Origin of the sequence: Vibrio sp. S/42/10 (assembly GCF_029890535.1) — a bacterium.
Taxonomy (GTDB): Bacteria; Pseudomonadota; Gammaproteobacteria; order Enterobacterales; family Vibrionaceae; genus Vibrio; species Vibrio cyclitrophicus.
Genome location: NZ_JAKMZC010000012.1, coordinates 108104 through 133623, shown reverse-complemented (window position 1 = coordinate 133623; position 25520 = coordinate 108104). Strand labels below are relative to the sequence as shown.

The following is a 25520-nucleotide window of genomic DNA, read 5'->3' as shown; positions in this document are numbered from 1 at the left end:
AAAAAACACCGGCACTGTATATTTATACAGGTATCGTATGAATCACTATATTTTCCAACTTAACATTTCGTATCAGCAATTCTTGGTGAGTTATTCTGGGGCGGCAAGCAAAGTTCAAGTGATAACAACGACAGGTTTACGTCTACAGTTACCTGCAACTCGATTCAGACCATTTCTTACACAAATAGGTGTTAGAGGGCGGTTTAGACTGACAACTGACCAAAAAAATAAGTTTATTAAGTTAGAAGCTCTGTAAAGCTTGGCATGCCTAGTGAGTTAAAAGGAATCTTAATCACATAATCAAACATTTCACCTCCTACCACCTCCAAAACAATTAACTATTTTTCAATAATGCTTTTACAATAAATGAATGCATTACCTTTACTTAACTCGTTAGTAGAAAAGCGCTCAACAGCGAGTTTCAAACACCAGATTAAGTGATCCCCCTAATAATAAAATATAATTCTAATTGTGGAGTGTGACTATGACCGCACGTGAAACTGTGGTTCCAGTTTTACTTGAAAAAGTTTACAAACTGATTCAAGACAAACTTGACCTTGCTCATCGACCTCTCGTAACTCAACTTGCTCAACACTTGTTTAGTAATGTTTCTCACGACGACTTGACTCAGAGAAACGAATCCGATTTATATGGTGCTGTAGTTAGCTTATGGCATCACATCAATGAAAAAAAAGCCGACGAAATCTCTGTTCGAGTATTTAACCCAACAGTAAGTCGTCAAGGTTGGCAGTCTACTCACACAATCGTAGAGATTGTAGTACCAGACAGCCCATTCCTGGTTGATTCAGTAAAAATGGCATTAACCCGTCTCGATCTTTCTTCTCACCTTATGCTTCACAACCCAACTCAAATATCTCGCTCTGATAAGGGCAGTGTTGTCGGCGTTAGCAATAACGAAGGTGCATTCCAATCGCTTTTCCATATCGAAGTTGACCGTCTTAGCAGCAAAGCTGAAATGACAGCGCTCAAAACGGAACTGCTGGATATTTTTACCGACACTGGGCTTGTTGTTAACGATTGGCTGAAAATGGTAGAAAGACTTGGAGAAGTTACTAACCAAGTTGAAGAGCAGAAAGATACCATTCCTGTCGACAGCCAGCGCTTTGATGAAACATTGGCATTTCTTCGTTGGTTAGGTGAGCACAACTTTACGTTTATGGGCTACAAGGAATATGACCTTGTTTCTGTGAATGGCGACACTGAATTGCAACCGACTAAAGAGCAAGGCCTTGGTTTGTTCGCAAATTCAGATCGCGTTCGCAATGTTAAGCTGTCTGAATTTTCTGACTCGGCACGTCTAGAAGCGAAAAAACCTTATGTACTTATCGTAACTAAAGGTAACACGGCTTCTCGCATTCATCGCCCAGCTTACAATGACTACATTGGCATTAAGAAATTCGACAAGAACGGTAAGGTCATTGGCGAGCACCGCTTTACAGGCCTTTACACTTCAGCCGTTTATAACCAAACCGTTGAAAGTATTCCTCTAGTTCGTGAAAAAGTAGAGCGTATCTTAGACGCGAGTGGTTACCGTGAGGGTTCATATTCTTACAAAGCACTGCACAATATTCTTGAAAACTACCCACGAGATGAATTGCTTCAAGCTCGAGAAGAAGAGCTACTCGAAGTGGGCACTGGTGTCGTACAAATGCAAGATCGTGATCTTCTGCGCTTGTTTGTTCGCAAAGACCCGTTTGGCCGTTTCTTTAGTTGTATGGTTTACGTAACAAAAGATCGTTACAACACTGAGCTTCGCCGTCAAACACAACGCATCTTGAAGCAGTACTTTGGTTGTGAGCAGGAAGTGGAATTCACAACATACTTCTCTGAAAGCCCACTGGCGAGAACGCATTATATTGTTCGTGTTGATAACAACAACATGGATGTGGACGTGAAAACAATTGAGCAAAATTTAATGGAAGTATCGTCTACATGGGATGACCGTCTCTCTGAATCAATCATTGCAAACTTTGGTGAAAGCAAAGGCCTTCCATTGTCGAAAGAGTATATGCGTGCATTCCCACGTTCGTACAAAGAGGACATGATGCCAGGCTCAGCTGTTGCTGACATCGAACGTTTAGAAGCGTTAAGTGTAGACAACAAACTGGGTATGCTTTTCTACCGTCCTCAAGAAGAAGCGGCGGATTCAAAAGCCGTTCGTTTGAAGTTGTTCTATCACAGTGATGAGCCAATCCACCTTTCAGATGTAATGCCAATGCTTGAAAATTTTGGCCTGCGCGTTATCGGTGAATCTCCATATGAAGTCCGTAAAACCAATGGTGTGACATATTGGATCTTGGATTTCTCAATGCTGCATAAGAGTGACAAGACAATTGATCTTCGTGAAGCTCGTGATCTTTTCCAACAAGCGTTTGCGGCAATTTGGGCGGGCGAGTTAGACAGCGATGGTTTCAACCGCTTGGTGCTAGGCGCGGGTCTTTCTGGTCGTGAAATTTCAATTTTACGTGCTTATGCACGCTACATGCGCCAAGTTGGCTTCCCATTCAGTCAACAATATATTGAAGACACACTGTCTCATTACCCAGATTTAGCAAAAGGTCTAGTCAGCTTATTTGGCAAGCGTTTTGATCCTAAACTCAAGGGTAGCGCGAAGGGCCAACAAGATCTTATCAAGAAGATCACTGAGCAGTTGGATCACGTAGAAAGCTTGGATGATGATCGTATCATTCGTCGCTACATGGAAATGATCACTGCCACGCTGCGTACTAACTACTACCAAGTAGATGAAAATAAGCAATCTAAGCCTTGGTTGGCTCTGAAAATGAGACCAAGTGAGATTCCAGATATCCCGGCACCGGTTCCTGTATTTGAGATTTTCGTTTACGCACCGGACATTGAAGGTGTGCATCTACGTGGCGGCAAAGTTGCGCGTGGTGGTTTACGTTGGTCAGACCGTCAAGAGGATTTCCGTACGGAGATTCTAGGCCTAGTTAAAGCACAGCAAGTTAAGAATACGGTGATTGTGCCCGTTGGTGCAAAAGGTGGTTTCGTTTGTAAGCGTCAGCATATGATGTCTGGCCGTGATGAAATCTTCGCTGAAGGTCAACGTTGTTATAAGCGCTTCATCCGTGCATTACTCGACGTATCAGACAACATCATCGAGGGTGAGGTTATCCCACCTAAGAGCGTCGTTCGTCATGATGAAGACGACCCATATTTAGTTGTTGCTGCGGATAAAGGTACCGCGACATTCTCAGATCTGGCTAACTCAGTTGCTGCAGAGTACAACTTCTGGCTAGGAGACGCGTTTGCATCGGGTGGTTCTAATGGTTATGACCATAAAGCCATGGGGATTACAGCAAAAGGTGGTTGGGAATCGGTTAAGCGTCACTTCCGTGAGATGGGTATTAACTGTCAAACCACAGACTTCACTGCGATAGGTGTTGGTGATATGGCTGGTGACGTGTTTGGTAACGGCATGCTGTTATCTAAGCACATCCGTTTACAAGCTGCGTTTAACCACATGCACATCTTCATTGATCCTAACCCAGAATCAGCGTCAAGCTGGGTAGAGCGTGATCGTCTATTTAATCTACCTCGCTCAAGCTGGGAAGATTATAATAAAGACCTGATTTCTCAAGGTGGTGGCATCTTCTCTCGCCGAGCGAAGTCTATCTCTCTGACACCTGAAATACAGAAAATGCTGGGCACGAAGAAAGCATCAATGGCACCAAATGACTTGATCAAAGCGATCCTGTCTATGAACGTTGATCTACTTTGGAACGGTGGTATTGGTACTTATGTTAAGTCTTCAAGCGAGACTCATACTGATGTAGGTGACCGTGCAAATGACGTTCTACGTATCGATGGTCGCGACCTAAAGGCCAAGGTTGTTGGCGAAGGTGGGAACTTGGGTATGACTCAATTGGGTCGTATTGAATATGCTCTAACGGGCGGTCGAGTTAATACTGACTTCGTTGATAACGTTGGTGGTGTAGACTGCTCGGATAACGAAGTTAACATTAAGATCTTCTTGAATGGTTTGGTGTCTAATGGTGATCTAACCGTCAAACAACGTAACCAAGTTCTTGAGTCTATGGAAGACGAAGTAGGCGAAATCGTACTAGACGACGCATACTGCCAAGCCGAATCTATTTCGGTTACTGAGCACCAAGGTGTTGGCTTAGTCAAAGAGCAAATCCGCTTTATTCACACAATGGAAAAAGCAGGGTACTTGGATCGTGGTTTGGAATATATCCCAGATGACGAAACATTGCTTGAGCGCGAAAAGCAGGGTCAAGGCCTAACAAGACCAGAGCTTTCTGTACTTGTTGCTTACGGTAAAATGGTACTTAAAGAAGATCTTGTGAGTGATGATATTGCGAATGATGAGTTCCATGCTCGACAGTTGATGCAATACTTTCCAACTGCGTTACGTCGTAACTACTCTCAGCATATGGATAACCATCCATTGCGTGCAGAAATCATTGCGACTGCACTCGCTAACCAAATGGTTAACGAAATGGGATGCAATTTTGTGACTCGCTTGCAAGAAGAGACGGGCGCAAATATTGTAGATATCGCTAATGCTTACGCAGCATCTCGCGAAATCTACGGTTTAGGTCAGGTGCTTAAGAGTATTCGTGAACTCGATAACATCTCAAGCTCTGAAGCTCAATACGAGTTGCTTTACCATGTACGCCGTACTCTTCGTCGACTCGCTCGTTGGTTGCTAAGAAATCGTACAGGTAAGCAATCGGTGAATGCATTGATTGAGTTATACCAAGGTGATGTAGTTACGATAACTGAGAATCTGGATGAAAATCTTGTGGCTTCAGAAGTAGAAGAGCATCAAGCAATGGCTCAAGTGTGGATTGACCAGGGCGTGAATGCAGAACTGGCTAATTCAGTCGCACGTTTGTCTAGCTTATACTCAGCGCTGGATATATCCACAGTAGCTCGTGAAACCGGTAAAACAGTACAACAAGCGTCTAAGCTTTACTTCAACCTTGGCGACCGTTTGTCATTGCACTGGTTCTTGAAGCAAATCAATGGCCAAGCTGTAGACAACAACTGGCAAGCACTGGCGCGTGCAGCATTCAGAGAAGATCTGGATTGGCAACAACGTCAGTTAACTGGCCAAGTACTCAACTGTGGTTGTGCTTCGGACATCGATGTGATTAAAGCGCTTGATGATTGGATGGAAAATAACTCTGTTTCTCTACATCGCTGGGAAAGTATCTTGAACGAATTCAAAGTAGGTTCGGTTCACGAGTTTGCTAAGTTCTCAGTGGCATTGCGTGAATTGATGCTGTTAAATCTTAATTGCATGTCTAAAGATTAGCGATTAGATAAAGACGATAATACAAAGGCAGGCCATAAGGTCTGCCTTTTTTGTTTGGAAAAGTCGAACTACTCATTTGATTGAGTGATTATGCTTAGGTTAAAGGGAACAAAGTGAAGTAGTAGGGTGAATGATACTCAAACTCAGCGAGTGTTTATAGAAACGGTATCGTTTGCTTAATAAAGAACCTCATTCGCTAACAAACTCGATTATCTTACCCCTACAGACAGTAATAGATTGAATAGTTGAGTAAATAAGTAAATAATATCGCCCCGTTTACACGGGGCTTTTTTCTATCGGAGGCACAATGCTTTACCGTCTAGCCAGAACTGGCTTTTTCCAACTTGATGCCGAAAAGGCACATGATCTTGCAATTCAAAATTTCAAACGCTTCACAGGCACACCTATTGATCTTTTGTATCGCCAACAGTTACCTCACCGACCTGTAGAATGCATGGGTCTTACTTTTAAAAACCCAGTTGGCCTTGCTGCTGGCCTAGATAAAAACGGCGAATGTATTGATGCATTTGGCGCAATGGGTTTTGGTTTCGTTGAAGTCGGGACTGTTACTCCTCGTCCACAAGCGGGTAACGACAAACCTCGTTTATTCCGTCTTGTTGAGGCTGAAGGTATCATCAACCGCATGGGCTTCAATAACCTAGGCGTCGACAATCTGATTGAGAACGTTAAGAAGTCAAACTACGACGGCATCTTAGGTATCAATATCGGCAAGAACAAAGACACACTAATTGAAAAGGGCGCAGAAGATTACCTGATTTGTATGGAGAAGGTATATCAATACGCGGGTTACATTGCTGTGAATATCTCTTCACCAAATACTCCTGGACTTCGTTCTCTGCAATACGGTGAAGCTCTAGACGATCTGTTGTCTGAACTTAAAGCGAAACAATCTGAACTGGAGGAGAAGCATGGCAAGTATGTTCCTCTTGCTCTTAAGATTGCTCCGGATCTAAGCGACGACGAGATTAAACAAATTTGTGAATCATTGGTCAAAAATGAGATTGATGGTGTGATCGCAACCAACACGACGTTGGATCGTTCAATTGTTGAAGGCATGAAGCATTGCGATGAAGCGGGTGGCCTTAGTGGGCGTCCAGTTCAATCTCGTAGTACAGAAGTGGTTCGTAAACTTCACGAAGAACTTGGTGACAAACTGCCGATCATTGGGGTAGGTGGCATTGACTCTTATGTCGCAGCAAAAGAGAAAATGATGGCAGGTGCTAAACTTGTCCAAGTTTATTCTGGCTTTATCTATAAAGGCCCAGGTCTTGTAGGCGATATTGTCAAAAATCTATAGTTCGTAAAATCGATCGTAGTCAAAGGCTATAATCCGGTATCGTCTTACTAAAAGAGACACTGTAACTCAATGAGTTGTAGAGAAAAGCGATAAGAAAGAGGAATTCATTTCCTCTTTTTTTTTGCCTATTGCTCAGTAAAATTACTGTAATTGAAGGTAATTTTGCGTTTTACCTAATGGAATGGTTCAACAGTGTGAGACGAAATGATGCTTAAACCTAGCGATACATGGAATTGGTATTACGATGAGCAGCAATGTTCATTAATGCTAAGCCTCGGAGAGGATATGATTTTCAAAACGAATCTGGTCCGCAATAAGCTGGTGGACTGCGCGTTTAGAGATAATGAATTCACCGTTGATGACGCATCCTCATACCAAACCTTCAAAGAACAAATTTCTGGCTTAGAACTGTCTGAGCCTCGTCAAGCTGAACTTGCACTTTATTGTGTGGCAGCAAAGCGCTTCCACAAGCCTGTGCAGCCTAAGAGTTGGTTTTTCGACTCACAAGGTACAAGCCATGAACACCCTCAAGAGGGGGACATAGTACAAATGAGTAACGAGCATAGCTTAGGTTACTTCATCGTACTAGAAGTGGGAGAGTGTGCGAGCCTATGTGCTTTTGTCGACCTAGAAGAGTTCTTACTTACCCCTTCAAAAGGACTTCGATTTGGTGACTCTATTAAGGTGATGCATGACAGAATGGTAAACGCGAACGCTATTCTTCATCACGGCCACATAGCGATGGTCGGTTAAGCTCCAATCTAGAGCATTATTTCTAGCACATATTACAGCGCACAATTCACAAAACCTTCCTCAGAATCGGCTTAATAGCCGATTTTTTTGTGCCTAAAAAACCTCATTCTGATAAATACATCACCTGTTATCCATTTAAATAGTGAACACTCGACTATTTTTTCGCCTTAATTCCTGCCTGTTTTTATCACCAAAAGTGTAAATAACTCGAATTTATTCCTTGTTTATTGTCATTTGTAGCTAACTTTCACTCATGAATTTAACCTGGTATATACCAACTTTGATGTGAATATAAATTCAAATCACCACTTTGGGCGATGTTAGGTCACAAATCATGTTGGTTTAGTAAATCTTATGTCCTAAGGGAATGTGGGTAAGCGATCGCTTCGACACTGTGCACTTGCTAGCCAGTTAGTCGAAAGATTCAATGAAAAGACGAGTTTAGTGTGATGCTCTGGTAATAAATTCAGGTATAATCGAGCTCATTTTTATCAATAAAAGAACACTATGAATCAATATCTAGCGGTTACCTCAAATGGCCTTGAGAATTTATTAGTTGAAGAACTAACCCAACTAGGGATTACAAACGCAAAACCTGTTCAAGCAGGTGTTAAATTCAAAGCCACCAATGAGCAAATTTATCGTTGTTGTTTGTGGAGCCGTTTGGCTTCTCGATTTGTACGTGTCCTTTCTGAATTCACTTGTATGGACGACATGGATTTGTACCTATCAACCACAGCGGTTAACTGGGTAAATCAATTCCATAGCTCTAAGCGTTTTGTTGTTGACTTCAATGGTACGAACAACGAAATCCGTAATAGCCAATACGGTGCGATGAAAGTAAAAGATGCCGTTGTTGATTGCTTTGAGAAGAAGTCTTTACCTCGTCCTTCTATTAGCAAAGAGAACCCAGACATTCGTATCCACGTTCGTTTACACCGTGATAAAGCGATTCTTGGTGTTGATATGGTAGGTAGCGGTCTTCACCAACGTGGTTACCGTCCTGAATCAGGTCGAGCACCACTACGTGAAACTCTTGCTGCCGCGATTCTTCTTCGTAGTGGTTGGGACGCAACTAAGCCTTTCCTAGATCCAATGTGTGGTTCAGGTACGTTAGTGATTGAAGCGGCGATGATGGCTGCAAACATGGCTCCAGGTGTTAAACGTCAGAAGTGGTGTTTTGAATCACTAGAAGATTTCGAACCAGAGCTATGGGCTGAAGTGAAAGCTGAAGCGAACGTTCAAGGTCGTCGTGGTGTTAAGAAAGTGGAATGTAAGTTCTATGGCTACGACAATGATGAACGTATGATCAAAACTGCGCGTGACAATGCTCGTCGTGCCGGTGTTGAAGAGTTGATTGAATTCGAAGTAGGCGATGCTGCAAAGCTTAAGCGTCCTACAGAGTTTACTGATGGTGTGATTGTTTCTAACCCGCCTTACGGTGAACGTCTTGGTACCGAGCCGGGTCTTATTGCTCTTTACACAGCATTCGGCGCGCAGCTTAAAGCTGAATTTGGTGGTTGTAACGCGTCTATCTTTTCTAGTTCAGACGAACTACTTAGCTGTTTACGCATGCGTGCAGAAAAACAGTTCAAATTGAACAACGGTGCGTTACCGTGTCACCAAAAAAACTATTCAATTTCAGATCGTCCGATGTCAGAACGTCCAACGGGCGAGCAAGAACAGCTGATTGCGCCTGATTTCGCAAACCGTCTTAAAAAGAACATCGGTAAAATTGGCAAGTGGGCTAAGAAAGAGCAATTAGATTGCTACCGTATCTATGATGCTGACTTACCAGAATACAATGTAGCGATTGATGTATACCCAGGCCACCTTGTGATTCAAGAATACGCAGCGCCTAAAGATGTACCAGAAGATAAAGCAAAGCGCCGTCTAACCGACATTATCCGTGCTTCTATTCAAGTAACGGGCGTTGAAGCAAACAACGTGGTTCTTAAGGTTCGTCAGAAGCAGAAAGGCCGTTCTCAATATCAAAAAATGGCTCAAGATTCATCTAACCTAGAAGTGAACGAGTACGGCGTTAAACTCATTGTTAATCTTCATGATTACTTAGATACAGGCTTGTTCTTAGACCATAAGATCACTCGTCGTCGTATCGGTGAGATGGCTGCAGGTAAAGATTTCCTAAACCTGTTTGCTTACACTGGCAGTGCATCTGTTCATGCTGCAGTAGGTGGCGCACGCTCTACAACAACGGTTGACATGTCGAATACCTACCTTGAGTGGGCAAAGCAGAACATGGAGCTTAATGGTCGTGTTGGTCGTCAACATCAGTTTGTGCAAGCTGACTGCTTACAATGGTTGGTTAAAGAGCAGGGTTCTTACGATCTGATTTTTATTGATCCACCTACGTTCTCAAACTCTAAGCGTATGGATCAATCTTTCGATGTTCAACGTGATCACATTCAGTTGATGGAAAACCTTAAGCGTCTTCTTCGTGAAGAAGGTACGATTGTGTTTTCCAACAACAAGCGTCACTTTAAGATGGATCTAGAAGGTCTAGAAGCGTTAGGTCTTAAAGCTCAGAATATCTCAGCTAAGACGCTTCCATTAGATTTCTCTCGTAATAAGCATATTCATAACTGCTGGTTGATTACACACAAATAATCAAAGAGATTGTATAAGGATATAGAGTGCTGACTCTCTACAGTACAGAAGGGTGCCATCTATGTGAGATGGCATTCAAACTCACGGAACAGTTAAACATTAGCCATCACGTCAACGTTGTCGACATTGCATTTGATGATGAGCTCTTTTCCCGTTACGGGGTCACTATTCCGGTGCTCAAATTTGAAAGCTCTGACTTCTCTCAAAGCTCAGAGCTTAACTGGCCATTTGGCTTGTTAGAACTTAATGATTGGTTAAAAAAGAATGGCATTACTTACAATTCATAACGGGCAATTAGCGTTTGGCGATCACCCGTTATTAGATCGTGCGGACTTTGCACTGCAAGAAAATGAACGTGTGTGTTTAGTAGGGCGCAATGGCGCGGGTAAGTCTACGTTGATGAAGATCCTGTCAGGGAATATCATCATGGACGACGGTAAGATGCAAATCACACAAGATGTAGTTGTATCTCGCTTAGAGCAAGATCCCCCGCGTAATGAGCAAGGTACCGTCTATGACTACGTTGCTGGTGGCTTAGCTGAAATTGGCGAGCAACTGAAGATCTATCATGATCTTTTGGATCTCATTGGTACTGACCCAAGTGAAAAGAACCTAAACCGTCTTACTCGTGTTCAAGAGCAGTTAGATCACGCAAACGCATGGCGTTTCGAAGATCGTGTAAGTAACGTAATGGCGGCGCTTAAGCTGACTGCTGAAACCAAACTGACCGATTTGTCTGGTGGTTGGCAACGTAAAGCTGCGCTTGCGCGTGCATTAGTGTGTGATCCAGACGTTCTACTTCTAGACGAACCGACTAACCACTTGGATGTTGCAACTATTGAATGGTTAGAAGGCTTCCTGAAAGACTTCCGTGGTTCAATCATCTTTATCTCGCATGACCGTGCGTTCATTAAATCGATGGCAACACGTATCGTTGATCTTGATCGCGGTAAACTGAGCTCTTTCCCGGGGGATTACGAAAACTACCTATTAGAGAAAGAAGAAGCGTTGCGTGTTGAGGAAATGCAGAACGCTGAATTTGATAAAAAGCTTGCTCAAGAAGAAGTTTGGATTCGTCAGGGTATCAAAGCTCGTCGAACTCGTAACGAAGGCCGTGTGCGTGCTCTCAAGAAGCTGCGTGAAGAACGTATCAATCGTCGTGAAGTGCAGGGTAAAGCGGTTATCCAGATTGATGATGGTCAACGCTCAGGCAAGATTGTATTCGAAGCAGAAAATCTTAACTTTGGTTTTGAAGGCAAAGAGATTGTTAAAGACTTTAGCTTCAACATCATGCGTGGTGATCGTATTGCTCTGATCGGTCCTAATGGCTGTGGTAAGAGTACGGTGCTTAAACTGCTTCTTGATCAACTTAAGCCAGATTCAGGTCGCCTGCATTGTGGTACTAAGCTGGAAGTGGCTTACTTCGACCAATATCGTGAAATCCTAGACCCTGAGAAGTCTGTAATTGATAATCTAGCGGATGGTAAGCAAGAAGTGACAGTAGGCGGCCGTGAGCGCCATGCACTGAGTTACCTGCAAGATTTCTTATTCTCTCCTAAACGTGCTCGTACTCCTGTAAAGGCACTATCTGGTGGTGAGAAAAACCGTCTGTTATTAGCTCGTATCTTCCTTAAGTCGAACAACTTATTGATTCTCGATGAGCCGACCAACGATCTAGATATAGAAACTTTGGAACTTTTAGAAGATTTGCTTGCCAACTATCAGGGTACACTTCTTTTAGTGAGCCACGATCGTCAGTTTGTTGATAATACGGTGATGACAAGTTGGATCTTTGAAGGTAATGGCGTTATTGAAGAATTTGTTGGTGGTTACCATGATGCCCAGCAGCAAAGAAAGCAGGCATTAGAGTACCGACAGGTTGAAAAGCCATCAAAGCCCGAGAAAGTAGTTGAGGAAACTCCCAAAACTGCGCCAGTTAAGGCTAAACCTAAGAAGTTATCGTATAAGCTACAACGAGAACTAGAAGCGCTACCAATGCGTTTAGAAGAATTGGAAACTCAAATTGAAACTCTTCAGGAAGAAGTCAACGATCCCAGCTTCTTTTCAAAATCTGTAGAGCAGACACAACCAGTTTTAGATAAGCTATCTGCAGCAGAGCAGGAGCTTGAAGTTGCTTTTGAGCGCTGGGAAGAGCTCGAGGCACTACAACAGGAAAGTTAAGAAGTAATAATGACTTGTACTAAATTTAAATTAACTACAGTTGCAGCATTAGTTTTAGCTGCAACTAATGCCAATGCTGCGCTTTACAAGGTCGTTGAAGTCACTCCTTCAATTACAGGTGCCTCTGAAATCTATGGTGTGGCGATTCAACCTGGTGTTGCGACAGACGGAACGAATGAGCTTGCGTTAGGTTGCTTCGATTCAGCTGCAACCAACTGTACCGATAGTGCATTTAAACTTGCTGGTGAGACTCGCGATACGCTTGAAGCGGTAAGTTATCGTGAAGAAGTACCATTCGCAATGGATGCACCATTTCAGTACATTCAAGAGCGTGATGATTTCGAAAACTATTGTTATCGAGAGCTGAGATATTCTACATGTGAAAGTTGGGCTGAAAACCGTTGGAATGACACTTGGAGTAAGGAAAGAAATGACCTTACTCACGTAAATGCGAAAGCGTTTGTTGAAGGTGGGGATACTTTTGAAACTCGCAATACGGTAATCAATTCTTTAGATGAGAATGCCCAACCTGTGGGGATCAAATCCAAAGATGATATTCGCAATAATGCATTGTTTACGACGACAGCGGCGCCAACTGGAGCTTCAGAAACTCGTGCTTGGAAAGCGATAACGGCAAGCAACGGTACCGTTTACAATGTAGGTAGTATCTCTGAAGAATTTGATCCGACTGACACTTCTGAACCAGATAAGGCGTTTGCTTCTAAAGCGGCAATTTGGGGTGGCACAACAACAAAAGAAATTGATTGGGTCAGAAGTGGTAATGCCCAACAAGGCGATTATTTTGCTCAAGGCAGTATGCGTTCAATTGTTGAGTCGAGTTCGATCTTTTATGGTGTCGGTTACAACACTGTAGATGGGAATGGCGACCTTCAAGACATGAACGCAAGTGTTTTTGTTAGTGATTCATTAGACATTTCAGGCTCTTGGTCAACGAAAGTTATTAGCGGTGCAGAGGTTAAGTCTGGTTCATCTAACGATGATGCGAGATACAGTAACTCCGTTGCTACTGACATCAACGATAACTTGTTTGCTGTGGGTTATTCTAAGCGTAATGGTTATGTACCAGAGAGCGGTAGTGCAGGTAATAAGATTTTCGTTGTTACGGATGCATCTGCAGTGACTCCGACGGCAACATACCTGTCTGGTGGTATCTTCTTTGGTGGCTCAAGTGGTGAAGCTAAAGCCGTTAACAACTTCAATGAGTTTGTCGGTCAAATAGATGCAGAAACCACTCGTGAGGTTGATGGTAGTGAGCGTAGACATAGAGGCTTTATCTACCCATACAATGTCGACTCCTCGAAAGATGAGCGTCGTGTAGACATCTTTAATGGCCAAGCTTGGTGGTTAGATGATCTAACAAATGACGGCAACGCGTCTGGAGATAACAACAAGTTCAGAATTATTGATGCTTCCGATATCAATGATGCAGGTGTGATCTCAGCTACAGCTATCAAGTGTACCGTTGGTGGAACAACACAACCATACGATACAACGTCACATAACTCGTATTGTGGCGGTGCAGCAACTAATGCAGTTGAAGAGGTTGTTGCTGTTAAGTTGATTCCTATCGCTGGTAAAGGTAAAGCCGATATCCAAACTCGCAGCGCTGATACAGAAAAAGTTGATCGTCAAGGCGGTAGTCTAGGTTGGTTAACTTTGACTGTTCTTGGTCTATTAGGGTTCCGTAGAAAATTTAAATAATTTTATCTCTTGAGCCCGAGTTCACATTTCTGAATTCGGGCTTTTTTTCGCCTTGAGAAAAGTAAAAAATTGTTCGATTCTTAAAGTTGGAGTCACAAAAACTCCGCTAAGTTGTAATCATTGTATGTTAGTAAATCAACACCCGTATGAGGACTGCACTATGAAGAGACAAAAGCGTGATCGACTAGAACGAGCACAATCTCAAGGCTACAAAGCTGGTTTAAATGGTAGGTCGCAAGAAGCTTGCCCATACAGCCAAATGGATTCTCGGTCTTATTGGTTAGGTGGTTGGCGTGATGCCAAAGATGATAAAAATGCAGGACTCTATAAATAGATAGGGCGCAAAGAATTCAAGGTCAAGGCTCCATTGTTGATTGAAACATTGGAGCCTTGTTAGTTTCAGACGAGTGCTAAGCTCCCCAGAGCTATAAAGTATTATAGTTTCGCTATCACAAGTGCGTTTTGCTGGTGGATTTAACTTATTTCATATTTAGGTCTAGGTATCCTGATACACTATAACTGATTTTATTGGAGCAAAAATAAAGCAGCCTTTGGCTGCTTTATTAAAATACATCAAGCCGATTAGAACGCTGACGTATCTTGGAAAAGGCCAACTTTCAAGTCTTTAGCAACATAGATCTCTTTACCATCAACAAGTACGCGACCATCAGCAAGGCCCATAACTAGGCGACGGTTAACAACACGCTTCATGTGGATCTCGTAAGTTACTTTTTTCGCTGTAGGTAGAATTTGACCTGTGAATTTCACTTCGCCTACACCTAAAGCTCGGCCTTTACCTTTGCCGCCAACCCAACCAAGGTAGAAGCCAACAAGCTGCCACATTGCGTCAAGGCCTAGACAACCAGGCATTACTGGATCACCAGGGAAGTGACAGTCGAAGAACCATAGGTCAGGAGTAATATCCAGTTCAGCAAGAATCAAACCTTTACCGAAATCACCTTCAGTTTCAGACATTTTAGTGATGCGATCCATCATCAACATGTTCGGTGCTGGTAGTTGAGGACCTTCTGGCCATAGTTCGCCTTGGCTTGATGCTAGAAGATCTTCGCGGGTGTAAGAATCACGTTTGTTTTGCATTATCAATTACTCCGATTTTTGATAGGTGCATATTAGTGAACAGGTGTACGCTAAACAAGTCCGATCAGTACTAGACAAACCAGTTTTTGATGCGTCCAACAATTCCAATAGGGTGCTCATGTCTTTCAAAGTTTTCAATACGTTCCGCGATTTTACTCAGAACGCTTTCTTGTTCATCGTCTCTAAATGGTTTGTTCATAATCAGAGGAATCGCTTCATCTACATTAGAAACAGACCAAATATGGAATTCTTCATTTTTGATGCTTTCAATAAGGTCAGGTTTAAGAGCCAGATGCCTTAAGTTAGATTTTGGAAGGATCACGCCTTGCTCGCCGGTTAAGCCATTGTGCTTACACACATGATAGAATCCTTCGATTTTCTCGTTTAACCCACCAACCGCTTGTACACGACCAAACTGATCGACAGCCCCTGTTACCGCAATATGCTGATTGATAGGGTACTCAGAAAGCGCACTCACTAGAGAGCACAGTTCAGCAAGAGAAGCGCTATCGCCATCAACTTCACAATACGACTGTTCAAACACCACAGAAGCTGCGTACGGTAGGGGATCTTCAAGGTTGAGTGCACTGCTAACAAAAGCTTGCATGATCATCATCCCTTTAGCGTGCAGGTTACCACCAAGCTCAGCTTTACGTTCAACGTCAGCAATGTCGCCATCACCGAAGTGAATAACACAAGAAATACGAGCGGGTTCCCCATAAGAGACAGGGTGTCCAGGCACATCGATAACAGTTAATCCATTTACTTGACCAACTTGTTCACCTTCAGTTTCGATAATGACCTGTCCATCTCGAATATCATCAAGAGCGCGTTCAGGTAGATACGACTCTCGGTTATATTTGTGTTGTAATGCTTGTTGGATATGGTGAATATCAATCTCACCGTTGCTCGCTTCCACGAGTGCTTCGTTCAATAGCGCATTGTGCCAAATTGGGCACAGCGGGATATAACTTTGATCTTCAGTTTCTCTTGCTCCGGCGGTAAGAATCCCCGTCAACGCTTGCTGTGTGATGTTAGGTAATTCATAGCGTTGCTGAAGCCACTTTAGATATCCAAGATATTGCGTCAAAGTGTCTTGTGAAAGCTTGATGTCTTGCTCAATTTCACTGAACAGGCAAAACCCTGTTTGAATATCACTGTCGAGATAATCAAGGTCACCTAATTGAGCTCTGTCTCCAACAACAATGAGTTTAATGTTGTAGGCAAGGGGTAAAGTAGGTGATTGATTTAAGTGTTCAGGATTACTACTGACCGGCTCTACAGCTTCACCAAGCAGGGCTGATTTTAGCAACAACCAGCTTCCAGGATTCGCTAAGATCAAGTTAGCTGAAACGATCAAATAGCCGTTGTTTGCTCTTGCGAGTAAGCCGGGTTTTGTCACGATGACTTTACCGTCTTTTGATTGAACTTGATCAAACAAAGAAACAGCATTTAAAGATTCGGTTTTTATAACCGGCAGAGTGTGATCATCTAATGCAGTGACTAAAGATTCAACAATCATTTGACGATAGATTGAGTTGTCCTGGGCGTTTACAAGTAAAACACGCGAAAGGTTGGACAAGCGGACAAAGCGGGTTAGCGCATCGTTAAATCGATGTTGAATGTCTGAAAATGGGAAAGGCGAGATGTCAGGGAATTGCTCTAATTGAGCACTATATTCGTCATACTGAGGCGTTACATGTCGCCAATCTACTTGAGTCATTTAGGTTTCTGATTATGGTAATAAGGTACGGAGTATATAGAAAAACCGATCTCGCTTGTAGCTCTATGTTGTAGTTACTAATCACTAAGCTAATATAAGTATGATCTTGGTCTATTCTTTCAAGACAATAATTGTTAATTAGCCCGCTTTGGGTTACGCTGTCACTAGGTTTTACACTCGAGATTAGACATGAAATATCAGCAACTTGAAAACTTGGAATGTGGTTGGAAATGGAACTATTTGGTCAAGAAATGGAAAGAAGGCGAATCGATCACTTGCCATATTGATTCAAGCGAAGCTGACGTTGCTGTACAAGCCTTATTGAAGCTTGAACACCAACCTACAGGCGTTCTCGAATGGATCTCTAACAACATGTCTCCTGAGCTCGATAACAAGCTTAAACAAGCGATCAGAGCGAAGCGAAAACGCCATTTCAATGCTGAACAAGTTCACACAAAAAAGAAATCAATCGACCTTGATTACCGCGTCTGGGAAAAGTTATCTCAACGCGCGAACGAATTGGGCTGCACGTTATCGGATGCCATTGAATACCTTGTGAGCGAAGCCTCTCGTAGTGAGCAGGCTAGTAAGACAGTAACAAGCCTTAAAGAAGACTTGAGTAAACTTCTTTCTGACGACAAGTAATCATCAATAAGTGGTGACATTATGATGTATGTAATCTTAATCGGTGCAGTCTTGGTTTTTTGGTTAGTGGCAATAGATAGACCCGTATTGAAAATCAAATTCAACGACGGCGTTATTGAACAGGTTAAAGGTCATCTTCCTCCGAGTTTTAAGCATAACCTTCAAGAAATTGGTAATAACAACGCCTTTAAAGGTGAACTAAAAGTGTACGCAAAACGCTCTGGCTATAATCTTAAGTTCACTAAAGAGGTACCTAAAAATGTTCAACAACGTATTCGTAACGTGTTTCCGCACAACGGCTTCAAGTCTAGAGGTTCAAAGAAAGCGTAATTGTCGAAAATTAAGCCTCGGTTGGTGAATAGCCATACTTAGTTAGTCCTCAATTTATCTCAATTACTTGCATACTGTTCTCCAACTTAATAATTGAGACCAGTATGAAATACCTAATATTCTTTTTTTATTTCTTATCCTTACACGTACTCAGTGATGATGCATTGACTAATCCAGTAGCAAAGAAGATTAAAGCGACTGTCATCAAAGGTGTCAGCAAGAGCAATGTTGACGTAGTGGGCTATTGCGACCTGATGATTGAGATGAAGCATTTCAAAGGCTATACAAGAATCAAAAGAGTAAGAACATCGGGCGATCCTCAAATCTGTAAACAGGCCAAAAAGCATTTACCAAAAAAGAAAAAGTACAAATACAGCTTTCCTGAGAAGTTTATCCGGTTACATATCACAGAATGATAGCTATAACGCACTATAACTAGATAACCTTAATTTAATTGAAACAATTTCGTGAACCAATCTCTGATTTCCATTAATATTAGTTTTATTATAAAGGCAGAATATGCAGACGAAAAACACTTAGGGCAAAGGAAAGTCACGGTTGTTGTTAGCAAATAAAAATTACACTCCGGAAGTCATTGAGATTTCTAGAAAGGTCTCAATTAATATTGAGGCTCGCTTTAATCGATGGTTAATCTCTCCAGAGTATAAGCTTGAGCAAGCCACAGTAGACACATTACTGAGTTTAGAAAATCGATACTGTGATAGCGTCATATTCGATGAGTGTGACCGAATATCTCACAATCAACGTGTTTTGCTGCGTTGTGAGCAGGACAGAGTTAATGCACATCGAGAGAAAGTCGTCGCGAAGCAACAAACATTGCGATACGTTATCGATGATGTGAGCAATGTCGCCTCAGCTCTGATGCTGGAAAAGCTTCAAAGCACCTTAATAAGTTCTTTGTTTTCTGATCTACCAGATTACAATCAATTCGCTAGTACTGCTTATTCGCCATCCTTAAATTTTTCTAAGCTCCATGAGATATCGGCCAAAAGTAGGTCATTGAGCTCAAGCTTAATAGAGTTTGTTTCTAACCGTGAATTCACAGACAAGTACGGTAAGAAAGCAAAGGTCATTCTTGACCCCAAAGTTGCAGCACGACAGATAGGAATTGAAAATTGCCGTTTATTGTTTCCTTTACTGATGAGCCAGCAGCTTATCAAGTGGAATGATGGCAATATTAAACATATCGTCCCTAAGGTCTGGCAACATCTAGTAGTAACGTCAAACGTGACGCGACTTCGACTTCAAGAAACCTCAGTAAAAGAGCCTAATGTTGGTATCCTTCTTGGTGTGTTGAGAGTGCTGCCTTTGTTCTTAATTTGTAACCACTTTTCTTCAACGTTTGAAGATGCACTAGTGAAAACTATGTTGGGTTACCGAGATGCAAGTGACAAGCATGATGAATATTACGCTTGCACTGAAGTACTACCAAACACACAGTTTCTTGAGGCTATGGTAGAGCAATTGGAACTCAAATTACTTAAAAATCTTGTTGATTTCATTGACTGGAGCCCAAGTAACCAATTTATAAAGCGTGCGCTTCTTGAGGAAGTTAATGATATTCCTGCTCTTGAACGAACGGTTTATGGCGCAGCACTGGCTCAAGGAAGGAAGTTTTCTATATATGAGGCGTTAGATAATAGTGATTTGTTCAACGCTAAACATCGCCCGTATTGGTTCTCTACAGTGCAAATGGCAGCGGCGACGATTAGCCAGGTACAAAGCAAAGTTCCAGGCAAGTTAACGACTCATATGTAGGTGTAGAAAACCAAAAGAGCCACAATTTATGTGGCGATTATTGTTGCGGTGTAACTTTTTATAATACCATATTCCGTGACAGTAGAGCTTAGTTCATTGCTTGGAAAGTAAATGAATTCTGCTGAGCAATAGCATGCTTGACTGGAATGCCGAGGCTTTGGCATGTCATCAGAACTTTCAGTTTCCTATCAACAGGAGCGTGTTCCGAAAGAATCACAGATCTCAAGCATTCTCTATTCAGATACAATTTATGCCCGACAATCTCTTCATTAGGCAGTACCCATCGATATTCTTGTTCGTAACGCCAATTTGCATGCTTAATCTTAAACAGTTCGGCTCCCAGTTTAGCTGTTTTAAAATGAGTCTTGAAGTCGATAATAGGAGACGAATTAAAAATGGTTGGGTCATCTTCATACTGGACTTCAAAGCAGTTGAGTTTAGCTTTGCCACGATAAAAATTAAGATCATATTCGATACACATACCTTTAAAATTATCGCCATATTGTGACCACAATATAGGGTGGTCACTGGACTGAGAAAAGCACATGACTTTGAAATCGTTTTGAAGGTTTTCGTTGAACGCATGGTTAGATTCAAAAGGGTTATTAAAGGTTTTCGCGTAATCAAACCACAGCGAGCATTCAGATATCGATTGTATATTTCTATCATTAAGGGATCTGAACTTATAAAGCTTGGGTAACATATCAAACACCTATTTTACAAAATTGCCTGATGTTAACATTTTAAATTACAATGTAAGTGCGAATGCATTACATTTGATTGCTTAAGTGCCCTGTTTGTTCTTATAACTGATTGATAGATCAAAGTTTAAACACAAAATAGCTTCTGTTGTTAGTAGTTTGTTTTACATTGTTTATCGTTAGCGTTGATGTATTGTGGAGAAAGATACAACGTAACGGAATAGAGTGCACAGGTAGGGTTAAAAAGCATGGATAAACTCAATTTAACGATTAACTCAAAGCCGAACTAAATGAGTTCGGCTTAATTTGTATAGTTCTTCATATTGAAGGTGGTTTAAAAGTGGTACCTTGCGCCAAGGTAAGCAGTTTGAGGTGAGACATCTATAGATTCAATTTCGACCTGTGCAAAGCGATAGCCAACATGAATGTCAATATTGTCTGTAACTATGGCGCCAAACTCACCACCAACTTGGTAACCAACTTCTGATTTAGAGTCGGAGGTTCCAAAGGCACGCGCTTCCATGTCCATAGAGCCTATACCAGCTAGAAGGGATACGTATAAATCTAATACATCACCTTTAACAATGAATTTTGGTTTTACGTTTAAGAAGAAAGCTTGTCCTTCAATATCCATTACATCACTAAAGTTCACTTTACCTATTTTTCGGTATTCAGCTTCTACTCCTAGTTTTACAACATCGTGGGTATTGAATTCATAACCTCCAACTAAATTATAACTAAGGTCGGATAGGTCAGATGAATCTTCAATTGCACTCCCGCGATATTCTAATTCAGTTTCATTATAAAAACCGATATCAACTCCAGTATAAAAGCTACCAAGATCTTTAGAAGGTTTTTCATTGTCATTAGCAAGAGCCTGAGAGCTGATACCAAAAGCGGTGAAGAAGGATAGAGCGACCATGCGGATTTTCATATTAAGCCTTTAATATAATGAGTTATTTATCTGGGGAATATGTTATCAAATACAAGCTTTTTAAATCAATGAGAATGCCCGTTAACTATCTGATTTTTAATGCTTATCATTAATAAAAACATCAATACCGTAGTTTTTTAACGGGTGAGATCAGACAATTTAATTATGTTACGATGTAACTTATTGTCGGATGGTCATTTAGCAAATATCGTCGAGTCCTTACTTTGACTCTCGAACCTGACGATGCATGTTTTTCAGGTATTGAGCGGGCTTAGCAAAGCGATGGATAAAATCGTCGATGAAGTAGGGAAGCCAGGCGTTGGCTTGTTCGATGGTGTCGATACTTTGTAAGCGCATCTCTTTAACCAGTCGGTCTTGCAGCGTGAGGTTGGCTCGCTCAACGCGGCCTTTAGCTTGAGAGCTCTTGGCACAGATGAGTTCTATGGTCAGTTTTTTCAACACACGGCCGTATTGAGTTTGGCCAACTTGTTTGTGTTTCTCCTGGTTCACTCGAAAAATAGAGTGCTTGTCACTGTAAAATGCGATGGGTTTACCGTGCTCATTAAGGTATTCATGCGTGGTCATCATGTAGTCAAACGCGGATTCTGTCTCGCTGAATCTTAGGTTCATCAGACGGCCAGTCACATCATCAATGAACACCAATAGGCAGCATTTGTCACAGCGGCCTTCAAACCAGTCATGATGGGATCCGCCAATTTGGATAAGTTCACCCAAGCAATCACGACGGTAACGAGGCTGATAGACCCGAGGTTTGCGTTGTGAATGTGGAAGCCACAGTCCGTCGGCGATCATCCATTGACGTAAAGTTTCGTTTGATATGGGCACGTTGTGCAGCTCAGATAACTTTTCTTGAGCGAGTGTTGGTGAGAAGTCGCTGTAGTTTTCACGGACAAGGCTTAGCACCGAGTTTCGATAACCACTTGAATAACGATGATTGCTAGGCTTACCGCGAGCGCGATGAGCCAATCCGCTCGCACCGTATTTACGAAGTCGGTTCATCAGGCGTTGGATGTGACGGACATTCAAGCTGAGGATCTCGGCAGTATCGGCTCGACGTATCCGTCGCTGACACACATCTTCAATTACTTTAAAACGATTGATCTCTGAATCACTCATAGTCAGCAGCATGTTGTTATGTCCATAGCGTTTACCAATATCAATTAAGCCTAGTGGTGATGAGCTAAAGGGACATTTTAACTTTGCGCTTACAAGCTCAGTGCGTATTATGTATATTATGTTAAATTGAGTTTAACAAGCATAGTATTAGTCTCTTTCTATAACGCCCCATCATTCCATTAGGCTTCAAATTAGGAGTCTATTTAACAGTGAGGCTATTTACCATAAAATACCTAATAAACATATTTCCTAATCTTCGATTAAGAATACGTTTATTAGATCTCAAGCATCAGTCTATCAATTGCCTCGGTGATTTCTTTGGTTCTCACTGGTTTGGTAACGAAATCATTCATACCAGCATCTAAGCAGGAATATTTATCTTCTATTGATGTGTGTGCTGTTAGCGCGACGATTGGCGTTTGAATGTTTGCGTCTCTCATACATTTGGTTGTGGTCAAGCCATCCATTACTGGCATAGAAACATCCATTAAAATAATGTCTATCGAATCATTGCCTCTTTCAACAAAGCCAATCGCTTCCTCACCGTTGCTTGCAATAAATACTTCGTGGCCTTGTCGCGTTAGGATCAGTTTGATTACCATCTGATTCGTTGGGTTGTCTTCGACAACTAATACTGAATAACGGCTTCTTAGTTCTTGTGCACATTCATTCTGTTCGTCGTTTACGAGATCGTTAATTACTCTGGTAAGTACCGGCAACTGTACTTCAAATTTCGAGCCTTTGTCCGGTTCACTTTCTACAGATATACGCCCACGCATGAGTTCAACAAGTCGTTTCGTGATGGCCAAACCCAAACCGGTGCCGCCAAATCTACGAGTTATTGTGCTATCGGCCTGAATGAACGGACTAAATAATGAAGAAAGTTTCTGTGAACTGATACCAATCCCGGTGTCTTCAACTGTTATGTAGAATGAACTCTGTCGGTATTCAATAGAAACGTGAACATGTCCGCGGTTAGTGAACTTAATCGCATTGCCAATTAGGTTAAAGAGAATCTGTGCCAAGCGGCTCGGGTCAATATAATGAAGTTCACCTTCAGGGATATCGCTGGTCACGGTGAGTTGAAGCCCTTTTTCGTCTGCTGCTTTTATTTGTTCAGATAAAACAAAAGTTACAGTGTCTCTAACATTGGTCCATTGAGGTGCAAGTGAGAAACATCCCGATTCTATTTTGGAAAAGTCCAATACGTCACTAATGATCGCTAATAGAAGCTCAGATGATGTGCTCATATTAAGCAGTATAGATTGTTGTTCTTCATTTAACTGTGTGGATTTTAATGCGTCAATCAATCCTATAATAGCGTTTAAAGGCGTTCTCAGTTCATGGCTCATCATAGCTAAGAATTCAGACTTTGCCTTGTTCGCTCGTTCCGCGTCTTTTCTTGCTGTAACAAGCTCTGCAGTACGTTCTCGAACAGTGGCTTCAAGCTTTTCTTTGTTCTCAATATCGAAAACAGCACGCTCTATCAGTGGTCGAAAACGGTTTAGGGTTGCTTTGGTCTCAATACTAAAGTGCTTGGTGTTGGAATGGACGAAAATAATAACAGATTGTGTCAGCCCACTATCAATACCTGTAATGAGAACTGAATTAATTTGGTCGAGAACGATGGGATGCAAAGAGTTGAATTCACCCAATGATTTGGGTTCAAAAAGGATGGCACATTCTCCGTTGATGACACGCGATAGCTTGCCACAATCAGTCCACAACATCTGTTCGAAGACTTTGTTATTGGTCAGCAGGGTTTTGAAATCACCTTCCTTCCCTACCCTTGATACCACAATAAAGTCATCAAACTTAATGTATTTTTTGAGTACATATTCCAAGCTTGAGAATATCTCTGATATGTTACTTGCCTTGCTGATCGCAGAGATAGTAGACAAGATCACTCTATTCTCTTCAGCCAGTTTACGCTCACGGGATTTTAGCTTTTGCAGTTCAATACGAGCTTCTTGCAGTGCTTCTTGACCTTCAGAACTCATTACTTTTTTAACCTATAGAAAGTTGCAGATGACACCATTAAATTTCCGTGTGCATTTTCGCCACCAGAGAGTCTTCCTTGCTCGCCAAAAGTAAATGGGCAGATGTATGGCAGCCCATTAAGTGCTTGATTTATTTGATCGCAAACCTCGTCCATGTCTTGTTTCAGATGTAGCATAGGTCCGGCACAAAATATGTTGATAGCGCCTAATTTTTCCTCGAGATCCATATCATTATAGTAAGAAGAATGGATTATGTTTGCAGCTCGGCTGATTAACTGTTGCTTAGAACCTTGCATCAAATAAATAGTATCGCCCTTATTGATGTCAGTGAACAGCTCGATTCCATTGCATTCTGTTTCTCTAATTGAATGTGATAATTTGAAATATGGATAATCGTATGAAGAACCGACTTTTCTGCCCAGTGGATAGACAGAGGATTTTTCGAAAATATATCCATCATCGCTACCGCCTAAATGGAAGTTTGTCCATTCGTTGTAAACGGTTGTGGCCGGCCGGTGGTCTATTTCCAGCAAAATTCTGTTTCTTACTTTGGTCACTATACCTGAATAACCAGTGGGAGTATGACCAGCACTGAAGGATGAGTAGATAGATTGAGAGGCAAAAATGACGGTTAGTGACACGCCATTGATAGAGATCGATTCTTCAGTAAATATGCTCCAATTTCCAGAAACCTGGTTGTCGGCAGCGCTTCCACCAATAATAGGCACCTCAGTACCGAATTTCTTATCGATCGCTGTCATCACTTTTTCTTCATTGCCAGGCGTCGAGTGAAGCAAGATGAGGTCGGGTATTTCACCTTCTCGATTGGCGTTCTGTAGTGCTTTATCGATGGCGTTGAAGGTACTGTGCTCTATGGTTTCACCAAAGTGCTCAATACCAGTACCATAAGCGTTGATCCCTGAGTCATAGATGATAAGTACACCAATCACAGGTCCAGAATGGAACCCAGTTTCGGTCATGATACCGTGGCAGGTGGTACATCCGTGTATCGGACTGTTTGGAAGAGCATCTACTAAATAGCGCTGTACAGCGAGCGTCGAGTACTCTTCTGTGCAGTAGCAAATAAGACAAGCAATTTCCTCGGCGTTTTCGACCCCGCTGAGCAACTCATCTATCGCGATGTTTTCACTTAAGGCATAAGAGACTTTTGATAGAAATTTCATAGATTTCTGGAAACTTTATTAATGCACTCTTTATAACACTTAAATGCATTGTATTTCACTG

19 protein-coding genes and 1 pseudogene are annotated in these 25520 nt (G+C 42.0%); 13 read left to right on the top strand and 7 right to left on the bottom strand.

Annotation, left to right across the window (positions count from 1 at the left end; all coding sequences use genetic code 11):
* Nucleotides 1–37: 37 nt before the first annotated feature.
* The 9 genes from L8S15_RS14415 to rmf all read left to right on the top strand — a co-directional run bounded on the left by L8S15_RS14415 (nt 38) and on the right by rmf (nt 14262).
* The gene (locus L8S15_RS14415) at nt 38–256 is read left to right on the top strand and encodes a DUF2835 domain-containing protein (RefSeq protein WP_010440766.1); all 219 of its coding nucleotides are present in this window, start codon (nt 38–40) and stop codon (nt 254–256) included.
* Between the two features lie 228 nt (nt 257–484).
* Nucleotides 485–5326, top strand: a complete 4842-nt coding sequence (locus L8S15_RS14410; protein WP_016783652.1) for an NAD-glutamate dehydrogenase — start codon at nt 485–487, stop codon at nt 5324–5326.
* Nucleotides 5327–5633: 307 nt separating this feature from the next.
* On the top strand, nt 5634–6644 hold the full coding sequence (pyrD, locus tag L8S15_RS14405; RefSeq protein WP_065100841.1) for a quinone-dependent dihydroorotate dehydrogenase: 1011 nt from the start codon (nt 5634–5636) through the stop codon (nt 6642–6644).
* A 204-nt stretch (nt 6645–6848) separates the two neighbouring features.
* Nucleotides 6849–7397 carry a cell division protein ZapC gene (locus L8S15_RS14400; protein WP_102286255.1) on the top strand — a complete coding sequence of 183 codons (549 nt, stop codon included), beginning with the start codon at nt 6849–6851 and terminating at the stop codon, nt 7395–7397.
* 507 nt (nt 7398–7904) lie between these two features.
* A complete protein-coding gene (gene rlmKL, locus L8S15_RS14395; protein ID WP_010440775.1) occupies nt 7905–10025 on the top strand; it encodes a bifunctional 23S rRNA (guanine(2069)-N(7))-methyltransferase RlmK/23S rRNA (guanine(2445)-N(2))-methyltransferase RlmL in 2121 nt (706 codons plus the stop codon).
* A gap of 26 nt (nt 10026–10051) precedes the next feature.
* Nucleotides 10052–10312: a glutaredoxin family protein gene (locus tag L8S15_RS14390; protein ID WP_012603885.1), complete on the top strand. Its 261-nt coding sequence runs from the start codon at nt 10052–10054 to the stop codon at nt 10310–10312.
* Nucleotides 10290–12206, top strand: coding sequence for an ABC transporter ATP-binding protein (locus L8S15_RS14385; RefSeq protein WP_016767711.1), 1917 nt, complete (start codon nt 10290–10292; stop codon nt 12204–12206). The genes L8S15_RS14390 and L8S15_RS14385 overlap by 23 nt, the downstream gene beginning before the upstream one ends.
* Nucleotides 12207–12215: 9 nt before the next feature.
* Entirely contained in the window at nt 12216–13928 is a 1713-nt protein-coding gene (locus L8S15_RS14380) for a DUF3466 family protein (protein WP_046209385.1), read from the top strand.
* A gap of 160 nt (nt 13929–14088) precedes the next feature.
* Entirely contained in the window at nt 14089–14262 is a 174-nt protein-coding gene (gene rmf / locus L8S15_RS14375) for a ribosome modulation factor (RefSeq protein WP_016767713.1), read from the top strand.
* A 248-nt stretch (nt 14263–14510) separates the two neighbouring features.
* Here rmf and fabA read toward each other — a convergent pair whose 3' ends face one another.
* Entirely contained in the window at nt 14511–15026 is a 516-nt protein-coding gene (gene fabA / locus L8S15_RS14370; protein ID WP_010440782.1) for a bifunctional 3-hydroxydecanoyl-ACP dehydratase/trans-2-decenoyl-ACP isomerase, read from the bottom strand.
* A gap of 70 nt (nt 15027–15096) precedes the next feature.
* On the bottom strand, nt 15097–16749 hold the full coding sequence (locus L8S15_RS14365; RefSeq protein ID WP_010440784.1) for a Lon protease family protein: 1653 nt from the start codon (nt 16747–16749) through the stop codon (nt 15097–15099).
* Nucleotides 16750–16938: 189 nt separating this feature from the next.
* On the opposite strand from L8S15_RS14365, the gene matP reads away from it, so the two are divergent.
* From matP to L8S15_RS14345, 4 genes are all read left to right on the top strand, one after another.
* Nucleotides 16939–17394 carry a macrodomain Ter protein MatP gene (gene matP, locus L8S15_RS14360; RefSeq protein ID WP_010440786.1) on the top strand — a complete coding sequence of 152 codons (456 nt, stop codon included), beginning with the start codon at nt 16939–16941 and terminating at the stop codon, nt 17392–17394.
* A gap of 21 nt (nt 17395–17415) precedes the next feature.
* A complete protein-coding gene (locus L8S15_RS14355) occupies nt 17416–17724 on the top strand; it encodes a DUF3634 family protein (protein ID WP_010440789.1) in 309 nt (102 codons plus the stop codon).
* A gap of 104 nt (nt 17725–17828) precedes the next feature.
* Nucleotides 17829–18140 (top strand): hypothetical protein, encoded by a 312-nt coding sequence (locus L8S15_RS14350; RefSeq protein ID WP_010440791.1) that lies wholly within the window; start codon nt 17829–17831, stop codon nt 18138–18140.
* A gap of 142 nt (nt 18141–18282) precedes the next feature.
* Nucleotides 18283–19503: a hypothetical protein gene (locus tag L8S15_RS14345; RefSeq protein ID WP_016767715.1), complete on the top strand. Its 1221-nt coding sequence runs from the start codon at nt 18283–18285 to the stop codon at nt 19501–19503.
* 88 nt (nt 19504–19591) lie between these two features.
* Here L8S15_RS14345 and L8S15_RS14340 read toward each other — a convergent pair whose 3' ends face one another.
* The 5 genes and pseudogenes from L8S15_RS14340 to L8S15_RS14320 all read right to left on the bottom strand — a co-directional run bounded on the left by L8S15_RS14340 (nt 19592) and on the right by L8S15_RS14320 (nt 25459).
* Nucleotides 19592–20206: a DUF2971 domain-containing protein gene (locus tag L8S15_RS14340; RefSeq protein ID WP_280573768.1), complete on the bottom strand. Its 615-nt coding sequence runs from the start codon at nt 20204–20206 to the stop codon at nt 19592–19594.
* Between the two features lie 332 nt (nt 20207–20538).
* Nucleotides 20539–21138, bottom strand: a complete 600-nt coding sequence (locus tag L8S15_RS14335; protein WP_010440796.1) for a porin family protein — start codon at nt 21136–21138, stop codon at nt 20539–20541.
* A gap of 225 nt (nt 21139–21363) precedes the next feature.
* A pseudogene (locus L8S15_RS14330) lies at nt 21364–22275 on the bottom strand (ISNCY family transposase); the annotation flags it as partial.
* A gap of 275 nt (nt 22276–22550) precedes the next feature.
* A complete protein-coding gene (locus tag L8S15_RS14325; protein ID WP_010440805.1) occupies nt 22551–24275 on the bottom strand; it encodes an ATP-binding protein in 1725 nt (574 codons plus the stop codon).
* A complete protein-coding gene (locus tag L8S15_RS14320) occupies nt 24275–25459 on the bottom strand; it encodes an FIST N-terminal domain-containing protein (protein ID WP_016767202.1) in 1185 nt (394 codons plus the stop codon). Before L8S15_RS14320 ends, L8S15_RS14325 begins: the two co-directional genes overlap by 1 nt.
* Nucleotides 25460–25520: the final 61 nt, after the last annotated feature.

Coding starts and splice junctions, on each gene's coding strand:
- L8S15_RS14365 (WP_010440784.1), bottom strand. CDS start 16,749: ATGACTCAAGTAGATTGGCGACATGTAACGCCTCAGTATGACGAATAT.
- L8S15_RS14350 (WP_010440791.1), top strand. CDS start 17,829: ATGAAATACCTAATATTCTTTTTTTATTTCTTATCCTTACACGTACTC.
- matP (WP_010440786.1), top strand. CDS start 16,939: ATGAAATATCAGCAACTTGAAAACTTGGAATGTGGTTGGAAATGGAAC.
- rmf (WP_016767713.1), top strand. CDS start 14,089: ATGAAGAGACAAAAGCGTGATCGACTAGAACGAGCACAATCTCAAGGC.
- L8S15_RS14355 (WP_010440789.1), top strand. CDS start 17,416: ATGATGTATGTAATCTTAATCGGTGCAGTCTTGGTTTTTTGGTTAGTG.
- rlmKL (WP_010440775.1), top strand. CDS start 7,905: ATGAATCAATATCTAGCGGTTACCTCAAATGGCCTTGAGAATTTATTA.
- L8S15_RS14400 (WP_102286255.1), top strand. CDS start 6,849: ATGATGCTTAAACCTAGCGATACATGGAATTGGTATTACGATGAGCAG.
- L8S15_RS14335 (WP_010440796.1), bottom strand. CDS start 21,138: ATGAAAATCCGCATGGTCGCTCTATCCTTCTTCACCGCTTTTGGTATC.
- L8S15_RS14385 (WP_016767711.1), top strand. CDS start 10,290: ATGGCATTACTTACAATTCATAACGGGCAATTAGCGTTTGGCGATCAC.
- L8S15_RS14320 (WP_016767202.1), bottom strand. CDS start 25,459: ATGAAATTTCTATCAAAAGTCTCTTATGCCTTAAGTGAAAACATCGCG.
- pyrD (WP_065100841.1), top strand. CDS start 5,634: ATGCTTTACCGTCTAGCCAGAACTGGCTTTTTCCAACTTGATGCCGAA.
- L8S15_RS14415 (WP_010440766.1), top strand. CDS start 38: ATGAATCACTATATTTTCCAACTTAACATTTCGTATCAGCAATTCTTG.
- L8S15_RS14380 (WP_046209385.1), top strand. CDS start 12,216: ATGACTTGTACTAAATTTAAATTAACTACAGTTGCAGCATTAGTTTTA.
- L8S15_RS14325 (WP_010440805.1), bottom strand. CDS start 24,275: ATGAGTTCTGAAGGTCAAGAAGCACTGCAAGAAGCTCGTATTGAACTG.
- L8S15_RS14340 (WP_280573768.1), bottom strand. CDS start 20,206: ATGTTACCCAAGCTTTATAAGTTCAGATCCCTTAATGATAGAAATATA.
- L8S15_RS14410 (WP_016783652.1), top strand. CDS start 485: ATGACCGCACGTGAAACTGTGGTTCCAGTTTTACTTGAAAAAGTTTAC.
- fabA (WP_010440782.1), bottom strand. CDS start 15,026: ATGCAAAACAAACGTGATTCTTACACCCGCGAAGATCTTCTAGCATCA.